Genomic DNA, 14,166 nt, shown 5'->3' on the forward strand with positions numbered 1-14,166 from the left:
GATACCAAAAGAAATTGGCTGACGCACAGCCAAGCGTTTCACTGAAGCATGAGAGATGCTTTTAGAGCAGTTTGCTCTACCGTGTGTCCGCGAAGAACGCATTTCTCTAATAAAAATGCTGTTCGCCACGAGGCAGAACGCAAAAAATAAGATTGGATTTGCGCTCGCCTCTTGACCACTCGGTCAGCAATCCAGTTGGAGGACTCCACTGGGGCCAGCCCTTTATTAGAGCAGTTTGCTCTACCGTGTGCCCGTGAAGAACGCATTTCTCTAGTAAAAATACTGTTCGCCACGAGGCAGAACCTGCAAACCAATTCGAAAGATGTTCTAGCTGCGTCAGCTATTCTGCATTCGCTTTAATTGTAGGTTGTGCGGAGGAGCAGAAGGAGGCTTTGATGTATTCGCGGTTCAGTCTGGCGATGTGTTCCACTGTGACACCGGCGGGACAGGCAGCTTCACATTCGTAGGTATTGCTGCAACCTCCAAAGCCTTCTGCATCCATCTGCGCGACCATATTCAGCACACGTTGAGGTCGCTCTGGATCACCTTGAGGGAGTTGAGCAAGGTGAGAAACTTTCGCTGAGGTGAAGAGCATTGCCGAAGCGTTTTTACACGAGGCGACACAAGCTCCGCATCCGATGCAAACTGCGGCATCGAGAGCACTCTCTTGATCCTGCTTAGAAATCGGGAGGCAATTCCCGTCTTGTGCTTGTCCAGTGTTGACCGAAACATAACCGCCTGCTTCCATAATGCGATCAAATGCGGTGCGGTCGACAACCAGATCTTTAATCACTGGGAAGGCATTGGCACGCCAAGGTTCCACGACGACTTTCTGTCCGTCCTGAAATCGCCGCATATGCAGCTGGCAAGTCGTCGTTTCATTATCAGGGCCGTGTGCCTGTCCGTTGATCATGACTCCGCATGAACCACAAATTCCTTCGCGACAGTCGTGGTCAAACGCGACCGGTTCCTCACCTTGAGCGATGAGCTGCTCATTGAGGACATCGAGCATTTCGAGAAACGACATGTGAGGAGAAATGCGATTGACCTTATAGTCAACAAACTTCCCGCGCGCTTCAGAGTTATCTTGTCGCCAGACACGCAAAGTGAGGGTCATGTTGTAATCGGAATCGCTCATAATCTTCGTCAATCCAGAATGAAAAAATGATCGGATCGAATGTGCTTACAAATGTGAATTACTTGTAACTACGTGTGGACGGGGTGACGACTTCGAACTTCAGCTCTTCTTTGTGTCGAACAGCCTCGCCACCTTCCTGGTGTTCCCAGGCTGCCACGTGAGCAAAGTTTTCATCATCACGTTTGGCTTCGCCCTCTTCGGTTTGATGCTCTTCGCGGAAGTGTCCACCAGCGGACTCTTCACGCGCTAAAGCATCTTTCGCAAAGAGTTCTCCAAACTCCATGAAGTCGGCAACTCGCCCAGCGAGTTCAAGTTGCTGGTTGAAGTCTGCTCCACTTCCGGGAACGAAGACCTGTTTCCAGTATTGTTCTTTCAGTGAGACAATTTTCTCGGCCGCCATTTTCAGGCCATCGGCATTGCGAGCCATTCCGCAATAATCCCACATGATTTGTCCGAGTTCGCGGTGGAAACTTTGAACAGACCGTTTTCCGTTCACACCGAGAAGTTTTTCGACGCGGCCTTTGGCCTCCTGCTTCGTTTTCTCGAAGTTTGGATGAGCCGTTGTAACAGGCTTAAGATTCCTGCTGGCCAGGTGATGACCAACGGTATAAGGAGCAACAAAATAGCCGTCCGCTAAACCCTGCATCAAGGCACTTGCTCCGAGACGGTTGGCTCCGTGATCAGAGAAGTTCGCTTCACCGAGAACAAACAAACCGGGGACCGAGCTCTCGAGGTTGTAGTCGACCCACAGACCACCCATTGTGTAATGGACGGCTGGATAAATCCGCATCGGTGATTGATAGGGATTTTCGTCTGTAATCTTCTGATACATGTGGAACAAGTTGCCATACTTTGCCCGAATGGCATCTTCGCCTTGTTCCGAGATGGCACGTTTGAAATCAAGGTAAACCGCCATTCCGGTTTCTCCGATTCCATAACCTGCATCGCAGCGTTCCTTGGCTGCTCGACTGGCGACATCTCGCGGAACCATGTTTCCGAATGACGGATAACGTCGTTCGAGGTAGTAGTCTCGGTCCTCGTCGGGAATTTGCCCCGGAGCGCGATGATCATCTGGCTTTTTAGGGACCCAAACGCGGCCATCGTTTCGCAAACTTTCACTCATCAAAGTGAGTTTCGACTGGTAATCCCCTTTGACCGGGATACAGGTCGGATGAATTTGCGTATAACAAGGATTGGCGAAAAATGCTCCCCGTTTGTGGCAACGCCACGCTGCAGTAACATTACAGCCTTTGGCATTTGTCGACAGATAGAAGACGTTTCCATAGCCACCGGTGCAAAGCAGGACTGCGTGTGCTGAATGTGTTTCGAATTCGCCGGTTTGCAGATTTCGGCAAACGATCCCTCGGGCGACACCATCCACATTGACCAGGTCGAGCATCTCTCGACGTGGGAACATCGTCACTTTTCCGGCAGCGACCTGTCGCATCAGTCCGCTGTATGCTCCAAGAAGGAGTTGCTGACCGGTTTGACCACGGCAATAAAACGTTCGAGAGACTTGAGCTCCGCCGAATGTTCGGTTCGCAAGGAGCCCACCGTATTCACGAGCAAATGGGACACCTTGTGCGACACACTGGTCGATGATGTTCGAGCTGACTTCTGACAAACGATGAACGTTCGCTTCCCGAGCGCGGAAATCGCCCCCTTTAATCGTGTCATAAAAGAGACGATGAACAGAATCGCCATCGTTGGGATAGTTCTTCGCAGCGTTAATTCCCCCCTGGGCAGCGATACTGTGTGCCCGGCGAGGGGAGTCCTGGTAGCAGAACGCTTTAACGTTGTATCCCAACTCCGCGAGAGAGGCAGCTGCGGATGCACCTGCCAGGCCGGTTCCGACCACGATAATGTCGTACTTGCGCTTGTTATTCGGAGCAACAAGCTTCATTTCGTTTTTATGATTTTGCCACTTTTCGGCAAGCGGTCCGTTGGGAACGTTTGAGTTCAACACGGTTTGACTCATCGTCAATGTCCTATCGGGTGAGACTCAGTGAGGCAGTTGTATGTTGTTACGAATACAGAATCGCTGAGCAGCTAAAGTGATTTACTGGCCGTCTCTGCGAAATTCAAAACATCCGGGAAAAATTGTGAGACAACAGAAAAGCTGCTGAATCCAACTGCAACGATGACTCCAAAAATCTTAGAGATCAAATGTACGGTCGGCGTATATTTCGGATGGTTAAAACCGATTGTCTGGCAGGCACTTCCAAGTCCGTGGGAAACATGGATTCCCAAAGCGACTGACCCCAAAACGTAAATAATGATTCGGGTGAAGTCAGAAACAATGATGCTCGCTTTTTGTGCTTGAGATTGACCAGCAAGAGCCTCTTCCCAACCATTTTCGAGCTTGAAGTCAGAAATGTGAACCAGCAGAAAGAAGAGCCCGATGAGACCGGTGATCATCATCGTTTGATCAGCTGCCGAAGTGAGCGGAAGTGCCCGATCGTCACGCTTTGATTCCACGACCCGGTAAGATTTTTTTCGCGCCGAGATATTTTCGATTGTCGTGGAGAACGCCATGTAAATGTGCAGAGCAAACGCACCGAAGAGCAGAACTTCGGCAATCATCAGCAACTCTTCGTTGCTGTGCAATTGATGCGCATAATGGTTATAGGCATCTGCACCAACGTACAACAATAAGTTGCCCGAGAGATGCACAACCAGAAAGAAGCAAAGGAACAATCCCGTGATGGCCATCACGAACTTGCGACCTACGGAAGACTTCAGAAAGCCTGTGAGCCAGCTCAATTTCGGCTCCTTCTTAACAATGTTGAATACGTGCGGGTTTATCTGTGCTGTTTTTTATATGCGTATCAATTGTTTTTTTGAGTGAACATGAATCGCGAACAATGACACTTGATGACACTTTCGCAGGGCAATTCTCACGACAATTGACTTTGTCTACTTCTTTGTGTTTCACTCTCTTCGAGGCCGTTTTCAATCAACGGTAACTCTCATTGCTATCGCAACTTCGGAGAATTATAGGGGAATGATCATTTATCGCAATCGACTCTTAATTTGAGAATTTTTCCGTCTCAGCTTTGAATTCGCCTGCATCATAGCGTTCCCAAAATTCAGAAGGCGACAGCGGCCGGGAGACTCCTTCAAAGGACGTATCAATCTCTTGTAACGAAGTCATATTCCTGACTGCCTCAATTCCTTTTTCGATTTTCTGAGGCGTAAAGATCAGCCGATTCAAAGATAATCCTGAAAGTGGTGAGAGATCTGTCACATCCGTTTGTGCAATATTCAGTCGTTTCAGCGAAACCATTTCCTTCAAGGCGTTCAAGTTTTTCACTGCACTTCCCTGCACATCCAAGCTTATCAGCCCGTGATTTGCAATCGGATTGAGCTCTTGGACAGCGGTGTTTCTCATCCACAGCGTCCCCAAAGTCATTGTTTTGACAGTATCTAAATTTTGCAGCGAAGTATCGCACAGGTTCAGTTCATCAAGCTTCATATTCTCCAGGGGGGACAAATCAACAATCGGGCATTCGTTCAGCCAGACAACCTTCAAGGGTGACAACCTCAATGGCGAAATATCTTTGACTTTCGCCCCTTCCAGGTAGACGTGCGTCAACTGGCTCATCCCTTCTAAAGGGGAAAGATCCTCGATCTCAGAGCGTGTTCCATCAAGATGCTTTAATGGCATCCCCTTGAGACTCGAAATGTCTTGAACCTGAGTTTCTGCCATTCCGATGTTTTCGAGAGGCATTCCCTTCAAAGGAGTCAGGTCCGTGATTCGAGTCTGAGAAATATCCAGGACTTTCAGAGGCTGACCTTTGAGTGGCTCTAACGTTTTGGCTCCACTGTTCGCCAACAGTGCCATCACAAATTTGCGACCTGCCTTGTCAAACTGAGCGTTCTCATTCGCACCGAGTGCTTCTCGCATTTCATTTGCGGTTAGCGGGGCCTCCGCTTGTTCTTCTTCGTCAACTTCATTCGGGTCAACGGTCGGCTTAACGGATTCAAACTGACTCTGATCGCTGTTCGATGTGTCAGACTTCGATGAATCACAGCCAGTCAGCATGATCAACAAAGCAGAAATCGTGACGGGCAGAAACAGGAGGGGACGAGAAGACAAAGGTGGAATCCTCAATGCGACAGGAACAGCTGGTGCGAAGTAATGAGCTTATGGGGACGACGAATCGGTTATTTCTTTTTGATCGCTCCCGACTGCAAATCCTTGACCACTTCCGCAAGGATCGCAGCGTCCCGTTTTTCGACAACATGGGCAACACGCGGTTTCGGAACTCCTAATCGCAGCATCGTTTCTTCTGCAGACTTCCAAAGCTTTTCAGTCTGTTTGGCACCGGTCGCCAGGTACAAACTAGTCACCAGTTCGCTGAGTCGCTGTTCATCGATTTGCTCCCGATTGTCATAATATCGAGAGATCACTTTCTTCTGATAATTCGAGTAGTCTTTCGCCATGGTCGCCTCACGTTTTGTTCTGGATCGAAAGATTGTAGCGGAAATCGATTTCGGAAACAGTTTAGAGCAGCTTGCTCTACCGTGTGCCCGTGAAGAACGCATTTCTCTAGGAAAAATGCTGTTTGCCACGAGGCAGAACCTGCAAACCAATTCGAAAGATGCTCTAGAATCAACCCGGTTAGAATCAGCCCGGAAACTTGCGGGATGGCCACTTTTCTCAGCGTTTGTGAAGGTAAATTCAGGCCTCGGGATCAGTTCTGAAAATACAGCACCCTCCTCAACGGCTGCATTCGCCCGATGAGAGTCATTGAAATGCCCCGCACCCCAGAATCACCAAGGAAATCAAATGGCACCCCTGAGTCACGAGTAAGAGGAGGCGATCAAAAACGACGGACCAAGACGAGCTGATCCAAAAATGATAGGATATTCTCGTGATCTCTCTTCGATAACCAAGGATTGTTTGTGAGTGACATTCAAGACAACAGCTGGCAACAAGCCGTCGAGCGCTCAGTCAATGATCACTTTGATGAAATCCGGGAAGTCCGGCGGTATTTGCATCAGCATCCCGAACCGAGCGGAGCGGAGGTTGAAACGACTCAGTACCTTGCTCGCAGGCTTCAGAAGTTCGGAGTCAAGGTGCAATTCGGCCCAGAAAACCGAGGCTTGATTGTCGATGGTCCCGCTTTCACGACACCGAAAGTCGGATTACGGGCGGACATCGATGCTCTTCGTATTCAAGATCAAAAACAGACGTCGTATTGCAGCCAGGTCGATGGGTTGATGCACGCCTGTGGGCACGACGCTCATTCAGCAACCGTCTACGGTGCCATGCTTGCGTTGATAGATGTTGAGAAGTCCGGGCTTGTTGATTCCATTCCGTGGCGAGTGTTGTTTCAACCTGCTGAAGAAACGAACGAAGGGGCTCGTCAACTCGTCGAGGCAGGAGCCGTCGACGGACTTCAAGCACTCTTCAGCTTGCACATGGACCCCTCACGCCAAGTTGGCACCATTGGGGTTCGCACGGGAGACTTCACCGCTGATTGCAACGAGCTTGAAATCGAAGTCCTCGGTCGCGGAGCACATGCCGCTCGACCTCATGAAGCATGTGATCCGATCGCAGCGGTCGCACAGCTCATCAGTTCCATCTTTCTCTTTGTTCCACGAAGCACAGACTCGCAAGAACCGGTCGTGGTCAGCTTCGGACAAATCAATGCCGGGCAAAACCCCAATGTGATCCCAGATCGCGTCCTTGTCAGAGGGACTTTGCGAACGCTTCGTGAGGAAGTGAGCAAAAATACAATCTCACACCTGGAGCGTTTGGCTCGAGGAGTCGCTGAAGCTTCTGGAACAAGTATTCATGTGCGGCATCATGGTGGTCCCCCGGCCGTCTATAACGATCCACGTTTGACTGAAATTCTGACCTCATCAGCCACTGCCATTCTGGGGCGGGAGAACGTTCAAGAAATTCCGAAACCAAGCATGGGAGGAGAGGATTTTGCGAACTACTTATGCAAGGTCAAAGGAGCGATGTTTCGGCTGGGTTGTGCCAGTGGTGACTCCCCTGCCCCGCCGCTGCATTCTCCCTTGTTTGACATTGACGAAAACGCCCTCGCCATTGGAGCAAAAATCCTTGCTCGAAGCGTCATCCAATGGTGCCATGAAAATTGATGCCACTTTTGTTCCAATCACGTCTATCACAGAGAGAGACAGCGTATGCCTAAAGCCTCCAAAAAAATCAACTTCTCTGAAAGTCCCGGCCCTTCACTGGGGGTAGAAGTCGAACTGGCACTTGTCGACAAGCAAACTGGCGCCCTCCGCTCCGCCTGTCCGGATCTCATTAACGCACTCTCGAAGAATGATCGCGAAGCTGCCAAACCAGAATTGATGGAGTGCTACGTCGAGATCAATACAGACGTCTGCCAAACTGTTGGCGAGGCACATCAACAGTTATGGTCGCAATTGAAAACAGTTCAATCCGCAGCTGACACCGTCGGCATCGACCTGTTGTGGTCCGGGACACATCCTTTTTCATCTTGGCAAAATCAACAGGTCAGCAACAAGGATCGTTACAACCGTATCGTCAGCCTGTTGCAGGATACGGCACGACAGCTGGTGACATTCGGGTTGCATGTGCATGTCGGAGTCGACTCCGGTGACAAAGCGGTCATGATCTGCGACCGTATTCTCAAGCACTTACCCGAACTTCTAGCCGCGAGCTGCAATAGCCCCTTCTGGGAAGGCCGCGACACTGGACTTTGTTCGTGGCGAACAAAGGTCATGGAGGGACTTCCGACCGCTGGACTCCCGCCATTCATGCGAAACTGGAGTGAATACGCCTGGTTGATCAACCACCTGATCGACACCGGATTCATCGAGACAATTCGTGAAATCTGGTGGGACGTTCGACCGCACCACAATTTTGGAACAGTCGAGATACGAATTTGTGACATGCCTGGTCACCTTGACGATGCAATGGGGCTCGTTGCCTACGTTCACTGCCTCGTGAAACACCTTTCGGATGCCATCGACGAAGGGCTGTATCAACACGATTGTCACCCGATGCTGGTACGGCAAAACAAATGGCGCGCCGCCCGCTACGGTCTCGACGCCGAGCTTGTCGATAGCATCACGCACGAACTTGTTCCCGCTCGAAAAATCATCAGCGATACCTGCGACAGGTTTGAAGAGATCGCGCAGGAACTCAACTGCGTCGACGAGCTTAAAGAAATGAAACGCTTCGCCACCGAAACGAATTGGTCTCAGCGCCAGCTCGATCAGCTCAACGGCAACAGCGATCCCCAGGCTCTGGTCCAATGGATGGTGAAGCAATCACGAATCGGATGAGGAACTGACTCCCACAATGATCGTGGCCATCAAATAAACGCCCTGCCCCAGCAAGCAGCGACTCAGCAAACACCGATCAGCAAGAATTGAAAACGTTCTAGAGCATCTTTCGGATTGGTTTGCAGGTTCTGCCCCGTGGCGAACAGCATTTTTGCTAGAGAAATGCGTTCTTCACGGGCAAACGGTAGAGCAAACTGCTCTATCTCGACATTTGCTGTGCTTGCTTTTCGTGAAGCTGGCTCTGTTCCGAATTGTTTTGGACAGCGTAGAGCTTTGCGAGCAGTTGATGGATTTGCGGTTGACCGGGATTCAATTCGAGCGAGCGTTTTGCAGCTGAGACCGCTTCGTCAAATCTTCTGAGTTCAGCGAGAATTTGAGCGTGGAAGCCGAAGTATTCCGCATCCCATGGGACCACATTCACGAGCCGCTGACTGTAGTCAACGCTGATTGCTGGTTGACCGGTTTCCAAGTGAATGAACATCAAACGCCTGAGAAGCAATTCATTTTCAGGTTGCACTTCGAGCGCCTTTTGCCAAGCCTGAATCGCCGGAGTATATGCCTGCTGAAGTTGCAAGGCGATTCCTAAAGTGAGCGCAGCTTCAATGTCACTGGGAACAGCTTCAACCCACTTCTCCAGAAACGAAATTGTTCTCCCAGCCAATTCGGGGGCTTTAATGCTCTCTGAAATCCGAACCTGCATAATCGCTTTTGCACGATCCAATTCATCTTTTGGAATGAGGTTCTCTTTTTCTCCTACAACCACCATGACTGCCTGCTCTTCATCCGCTTCGTGCTGATGACTTCTCTCTGGTGGATATTCACGCAACACTCGATGGTCAGACTGGGCAACATGAGAAATGTTGCTCGACGTGGCAACCGGCATGTGGCACTGGATGCACGAATCTTCAGAAGAGACCAGTAGACGCTCTGAAACGGGTTGGCTGCATTCCACATTTCCCGGGGAGTGGCACTCTAAACATTTCGATTTGTAAAAACTGACCTTCTCGTCAGCACTCGGGACAGTATGCGGATCGTGACAAGAAATACAGCCAAGTTTCCCATTGCTTTTCTGATAGCAGCGACTGACGAACATTTGTTCGGCCTGGCTGACGACTTTGGATGCATGGCGATGTCCTTTATCGCTCCTGGTCCCGTTTTCGTGGTCATTGTCTTGAATGAAAACAGTCCAAATATCAGCGAGATCATCCCCCGGGCGAAAATCAAAATCGCTTCGATCATATCGAGTGAGGCGGCTCTCACCTCCAAGGTGACACTGCATGCAAACGTGATCACGCTTTCGGGGAGGCAAGTCGATCGGGTTCACAATCGGATCTTTGGGGAGTTCAATCTTGCCGTGATGGAACTGAACATGTTGTTCACCAGGACCGTGACATCGCTCACAACCAATGGATTCTTCAATGAACGGATTGGGCTGATAAGAATCTGGCGTATCGGAAGCAGTGGCGACCCGGCCAGCATGGCAACTCAAGCAGTCATCCACGATTCGCCGACCAAACTGCATGTTCCGGATATGATATGCAGGCGAGAGGTCCCAAGTGCCAGACTGGGAATACCACGTCACAGGAGACATGAACAGGAAGCCATCATGATTGATGAGGTAGGATCGCCCACGCACTCCAGCACCAATTGCATATTGAACAGGGACATCCCGCGAGTAAATCTGTTCTCCGTTTCTTCTTTCCAGAATCTCCCGGTGGATGACCTCATCGTCAGTTTTTTCAACTTCGTAAGCGAGTCGCAAATTGGAACCAGGCGCGGAATCTGCACTGAACCGATCCTCACCCTCGTAATTCTCGATGGGAGTCGCTTCCAGCACCTTCGCCAGAGATTGGCCCATCGGGTGCTGTGAGTAGTGCTCGTGGGTTTCGGTGTGACACTCGACACACGCCTGACTGCCGAGATACCCCTGAGACGGCGCCGGCCGCGGCTTGGGAGGTGTGATCGTCAACTCAGGTTCCGTGGAACCTGGAGCCGTTGCCTGGGAAGCTTCCTTTGGTGCGGTGGGTCCACAACCGGTCAGGAGACAAAGGATCACAACAGAAGCAATTTTCATTCTGTCGAACGTACTGGCTGAGCCATCTTTTTTCATCAGGATTCCTGAATAGAATTGAGTTTACCTTCTATCCGGAAATCACTGCGATGTAAAGGATTTCCCAGTCATTGAGAGGCGAACTTTAAGTATTGGCTTAGTCTTTCAAGTTCCGATGAGCCCCCTGAGTCATGAACAAACCGAGTGAGATTGCTGCGATGCAGCGAGTCCGACAGCGTTACCTCCAGCACTTCACTCCAAGCTGCATCGTGTTACTCCGTTCACAAGAACCAATTGATTTGATCCCAGTGACGAGTATGATAACAACTGGCCCTGTTTCCCAAGTTCAGTATTGAGAAAACTTCATGTTGAGAGAATCTATCGTGCTGCACCTGAAACGGCCTTGCCTGTTCGGCATTCTTGCATCCCTGTTACTGCCGTTGTTCGTGCCAGCACATGTTTCTGCTCAGGACGCGAAGGTTCAGCTTTATAAAAGCCGTAACTTTCAGCTGATGACAGATCTCTCCAAAGACGAGGCTGATGAGCTGCTCGAAGAATTGGAGACGATGTTGAAACTTGTCGCCGACTACTGGGGACGACGGAACCGAAAGCCAATTCGAATGTTTGTCTTCGATGATTTCGCCAACTGGCCGCAAGAGCAAATCGCGAAGCTTTCACCCGATGGACTTCAATCCGTTCGAACTGGCGGAGGATTGACGATCACTCAAGTGCGAGGATTTGTTGGGGGACCGAAAATCGATTCCGATGCAATTGTCTACGCGGTCTCCCAACACAAGACTCCGCAACATGAAGCCATTCATGCCTACTGCGGGATCAACTTTGGGAGCACAGGACCAGTCTGGTATTCCGAGGGAATGGCTGAGGTCGGGAAGTATTTCCGCGCAGGCGAACGTGGAGTCAACGCGAGTGAAAATGTGATCAACTACCTGCAATCACAAGAGCCGAAAGCGTTGGGAGCGATCGTCAATAATCCCCTCGAACAGACAGGTGACTCATGGCAAAATTATGCTTGGCGCTGGGTCCTCTGTCACATGTTGGGGGCAAATAAAAATTACTCAGCCCGGTTCAAACCTTTGGGGCTTGCGCTTCTTGCAGATCGCAAGGTGAGCTTCGATTCAGTCTATGGAGCACAGGCTGAGGAAATCGAATTCGAATACAATATCTTCCTCAAAGACATGGAACCTGGATACCGCTGCGACCTGTGCAGCTGGGACTGGAAAGCGAAATTTCGCGTCCTCTCTGAACGGTCGACAGCCTTCTCAAAGATTCGGGCTGATTCCGGTTGGCAAGCGAGTAAAGCAAAAGTCTTTGCTGGCGACACGTATTCTTTAAAGACTGAAAAAGAATGGACTCTCAGTAAGGAAGGCCCCTTACTTTCCGCAGCGGGGGATGAGAACGGAAACGGGCAGTTAATTGGCATCATCTTTGATGACTACAAACTGAGCGAACCCTTTGAAATCGGTGGGAATGAAACCTTCACAGTCCCTACCAGCGGGGAATTGTTCCTGCGCTGTCATGACAAATGGGGAGAACTCGCAGACAACAAGGGTGTGATCGATGTCCGCATCGGCCTTGTTGAAAAAGGTGAGCGATCCGAGAACAGTCGCTAAGAATTGAGCGAACACGCTGAGTTTGCTGCCTCACAAAAAAAATTAGCGGACTTAACGAAGAGAGTCCTTGCTTTCACTCCTCGCAGTCCGCTCGATACCAGATTGTGCCGCTTGCTCGCCAATGAAACTAAGCCCTGTTTGGGCTCACTTATTTCTCTAAGCGGAAATCAAATGTATTCTCACCCGGGTTGACGATCGCGATCAGTTCCGAGTTTGCATTGTACTTGGCTGGAACTTTTTCGACGACACGTTGAAGTTGAGACTGATCAAGATCGTCTCCATCCAGTTCCTCAAGATCTTCGCCTTCGCCAACAGTTGTAATAACGACTTTATTCTGACCGACCTTGCAGCCTCTTGTGTCACGGATGTAGACCAATTCGTACATCCCCTGCTCATCTGTCTTCCCAGTCGCTGGGCGACCTTCCTCGGGGATGAAAGAGATTGACGCACCGGGCAGCACCTCTCCCTCGAAAAAGACTGTCCCGCTCACCCGGCCCAGGTCCGGCTGATCATCTGCACCACCCTGACCACAGCCTGTTAAAGTTAACGCTGATAATACCATTACCAGATTGCCAATTCGTCTCGGATTCTTCATTACTATAATCACTCGAAAAAATTCAATGTTGTCTAAGTTGGTGAAATATCACTTCAAAGCTGATTGACGTTCCGTAGAAAAAGTCGGTGAAGAGTGCTCTTCATGTGATGAAGCAATCTTCTCCACGAGACTGAACTCGTGGCGTCTTTTCAAGAATGATTTAGAACTCACCCGGGAGTTCACCGTTGGCTCGAGTGCTAATGGATCGGTATGTCGTCATGTCGAGATTTTCGGACAGGAATCGGACACTGCCGTCACCAAGCAAAAACTGGGCTCCACCAACATGGAAGCTGCCAGCTGCCTCTTCTCCGTAGGAGTTGATCGGATCATTGCTTTCAGCAGCGATGAGGTACTCCGTCATCTCTGTAGGAGGATTCGAGTCAGCCCCGCCAGAAAAACAATGTTTGCGATCGCTTCCCGCGCCACCCAGCAGATTTGCATCTCCACCTGAATCGATGACTTCGCTGACGAAGATGGTATTGGAGAGTCCGTCAATCACATCACGAAAGCGAACGCTGCTGCTGATGAAGAATACGCCGTCGGCATTCATGCAGCCCCCGCGAGCAGCCATTCCAGCAGCTGTGGTCACCGAACCGCTGTAGCAATTATCGCCAGAGTTTCCGATCAGAGTTCCCATATTCCCGTTGTAATTCGATGGAGCATAGCCACCCTTTTGTGGTCCAGTTGTCACATCTGGCTGTGAGGGGCACCAGAACATAGAAAGCACGGTCTGGCCTGCCAGTTGTTGCTTAGGGCTGGTCGTTGATCCTGACTCAGCTCCCATGCCGCTATCATTCGGCCCCTGGATCTGCTGGTAGAGTGGACCCTGATCGAGGAACGGGAGAATACTGGCATGCCATGTCCATCCATGACCATAGTATGTTGTCCCGGAGGCGTTGAGCAGCACAATGCTGCCTGCTGGCAGACTGTTGTGTGTATCGTGATAGTTGTGCAACGCCAACCCGATCTGCTTTAGATTATTCTTACACCTCGTACGCCGGGCAGCCTCTCGAGCCTGCTGAACTGCCGGTAGAAGCAAAGCCACCAAGATGGCGATAATTGCTATCACGACTAACAACTCAATAAGCGTAAAACCTCGACGAACTTTCATAACAATACCTTCCTGAATTGGGTTCTCATATCAACGTAGAATCAGTCCGAAAACCTCTGGCATTGTCGCTTTACTCAATGTTTAAGCGATCAAAATCAGGTTTCAGGATCAGTTCTCAATAATTTTGGAGAGGTCAGATAGCAATAAACAAATTGACCTTGCGAGCCCCCAAAATAGCTCACCATTGTTCAGGGAACGTGAGGCGAATATGAAGATTCAATGAATACGTGAATAAAGAACAATTCAAGTTGCGAGCAGCAAGCAAGCCCTCACAAAGAGACCGAAATCACATCACCAACAATGAATGATTCCAGCATTGAGCAAGCCGAATTCCCACCGAATCCACGCATC

General features: G+C 50.2%; 11 protein-coding genes. 3 read left to right on the forward strand and 8 right to left on the reverse strand.

Going from position 1 to position 14,166, the window contains the following annotated elements; all coding sequences use genetic code 11:
- Positions 1-340: 340 nt before the first annotated feature.
- The 5 genes from ACN0YR_RS10440 to ACN0YR_RS10460 form a co-directional block, all read right to left on the reverse strand.
- Positions 341-1,138, reverse strand: coding sequence for a succinate dehydrogenase/fumarate reductase iron-sulfur subunit (locus ACN0YR_RS10440; protein WP_417849159.1), 798 nt, complete (start codon positions 1,136-1,138; stop codon positions 341-343).
- A 58-nt stretch (positions 1,139-1,196) separates the two neighbouring features.
- Positions 1,197-3,116 (reverse strand): fumarate reductase/succinate dehydrogenase flavoprotein subunit, encoded by a 1,920-nt coding sequence (locus ACN0YR_RS10445; protein ID WP_417849160.1) that lies wholly within the window; start codon positions 3,114-3,116, stop codon positions 1,197-1,199.
- Between the two features lie 71 nt (positions 3,117-3,187).
- A complete protein-coding gene (locus ACN0YR_RS10450) occupies positions 3,188-3,901 on the reverse strand; it encodes a succinate dehydrogenase cytochrome b subunit (RefSeq protein WP_145197035.1) in 714 nt (237 codons plus the stop codon).
- Between the two features lie 265 nt (positions 3,902-4,166).
- Positions 4,167-5,237, reverse strand: a complete 1,071-nt coding sequence (locus ACN0YR_RS10455) for a hypothetical protein (protein WP_417849161.1) — start codon at positions 5,235-5,237, stop codon at positions 4,167-4,169.
- A 68-nt stretch (positions 5,238-5,305) separates the two neighbouring features.
- Positions 5,306-5,584 (reverse strand): hypothetical protein, encoded by a 279-nt coding sequence (locus tag ACN0YR_RS10460; protein WP_145197031.1) that lies wholly within the window; start codon positions 5,582-5,584, stop codon positions 5,306-5,308.
- 462 nt (positions 5,585-6,046) lie between these two features.
- On the opposite strand from ACN0YR_RS10460, the gene ACN0YR_RS10465 reads away from it, so the two are divergent.
- Together ACN0YR_RS10465 and ACN0YR_RS10470 are read left to right on the forward strand one after the other, a co-directional pair.
- The gene (locus ACN0YR_RS10465; RefSeq protein WP_417849162.1) at positions 6,047-7,252 is read left to right on the forward strand and encodes a M20 metallopeptidase family protein; all 1,206 of its coding nucleotides are present in this window, start codon (positions 6,047-6,049) and stop codon (positions 7,250-7,252) included.
- A gap of 45 nt (positions 7,253-7,297) precedes the next feature.
- Entirely contained in the window at positions 7,298-8,428 is a 1,131-nt protein-coding gene (locus ACN0YR_RS10470; protein WP_417849163.1) for a carboxylate-amine ligase, read from the forward strand.
- 199 nt (positions 8,429-8,627) lie between these two features.
- Here the strand turns inward: ACN0YR_RS10470 and ACN0YR_RS10475 are convergent, their stop codons facing one another.
- A complete protein-coding gene (locus ACN0YR_RS10475) occupies positions 8,628-10,538 on the reverse strand; it encodes a multiheme c-type cytochrome (RefSeq protein ID WP_417849164.1) in 1,911 nt (636 codons plus the stop codon).
- Positions 10,539-10,843: 305 nt separating this feature from the next.
- Between ACN0YR_RS10475 and ACN0YR_RS10480 the strand changes: the two genes are divergently transcribed.
- On the forward strand, positions 10,844-12,109 hold the full coding sequence (locus ACN0YR_RS10480; RefSeq protein WP_417849165.1) for a hypothetical protein: 1,266 nt from the start codon (positions 10,844-10,846) through the stop codon (positions 12,107-12,109).
- 148 nt (positions 12,110-12,257) lie between these two features.
- Here the strand turns inward: ACN0YR_RS10480 and ACN0YR_RS10485 are convergent, their stop codons facing one another.
- Both ACN0YR_RS10485 and ACN0YR_RS10490 read right to left on the reverse strand, forming a co-directional pair.
- The gene (locus ACN0YR_RS10485; protein ID WP_417849166.1) at positions 12,258-12,704 is read right to left on the reverse strand and encodes a carboxypeptidase regulatory-like domain-containing protein; all 447 of its coding nucleotides are present in this window, start codon (positions 12,702-12,704) and stop codon (positions 12,258-12,260) included.
- Between the two features lie 160 nt (positions 12,705-12,864).
- Positions 12,865-13,815 carry a DUF1559 domain-containing protein gene (locus tag ACN0YR_RS10490; protein ID WP_417849167.1) on the reverse strand — a complete coding sequence of 317 codons (951 nt, stop codon included), beginning with the start codon at positions 13,813-13,815 and terminating at the stop codon, positions 12,865-12,867.
- Positions 13,816-14,166: the final 351 nt, after the last annotated feature.

It is taken from the genome of Thalassoglobus sp. (assembly GCF_048270125.1).
Classification (GTDB): Bacteria; Planctomycetota; Planctomycetia; order Planctomycetales; family Planctomycetaceae; genus Thalassoglobus.

Coding starts and splice junctions, on each gene's coding strand:
- ACN0YR_RS10490 (WP_417849167.1), bottom strand. CDS start 13,815: ATGAAAGTTCGTCGAGGTTTTACGCTTATTGAGTTGTTAGTCGTGATA.
- ACN0YR_RS10440 (WP_417849159.1), bottom strand. CDS start 1,138: ATGAGCGATTCCGATTACAACATGACCCTCACTTTGCGTGTCTGGCGA.
- ACN0YR_RS10485 (WP_417849166.1), bottom strand. CDS start 12,704: ATGAAGAATCCGAGACGAATTGGCAATCTGGTAATGGTATTATCAGCG.
- ACN0YR_RS10470 (WP_417849163.1), top strand. CDS start 7,298: ATGCCTAAAGCCTCCAAAAAAATCAACTTCTCTGAAAGTCCCGGCCCT.
- ACN0YR_RS10445 (WP_417849160.1), bottom strand. CDS start 3,116: ATGAGTCAAACCGTGTTGAACTCAAACGTTCCCAACGGACCGCTTGCC.
- ACN0YR_RS10480 (WP_417849165.1), top strand. CDS start 10,844: ATGTTGAGAGAATCTATCGTGCTGCACCTGAAACGGCCTTGCCTGTTC.
- ACN0YR_RS10460 (WP_145197031.1), bottom strand. CDS start 5,584: ATGGCGAAAGACTACTCGAATTATCAGAAGAAAGTGATCTCTCGATAT.
- ACN0YR_RS10475 (WP_417849164.1), bottom strand. CDS start 10,538: ATGAAAAAAGATGGCTCAGCCAGTACGTTCGACAGAATGAAAATTGCT.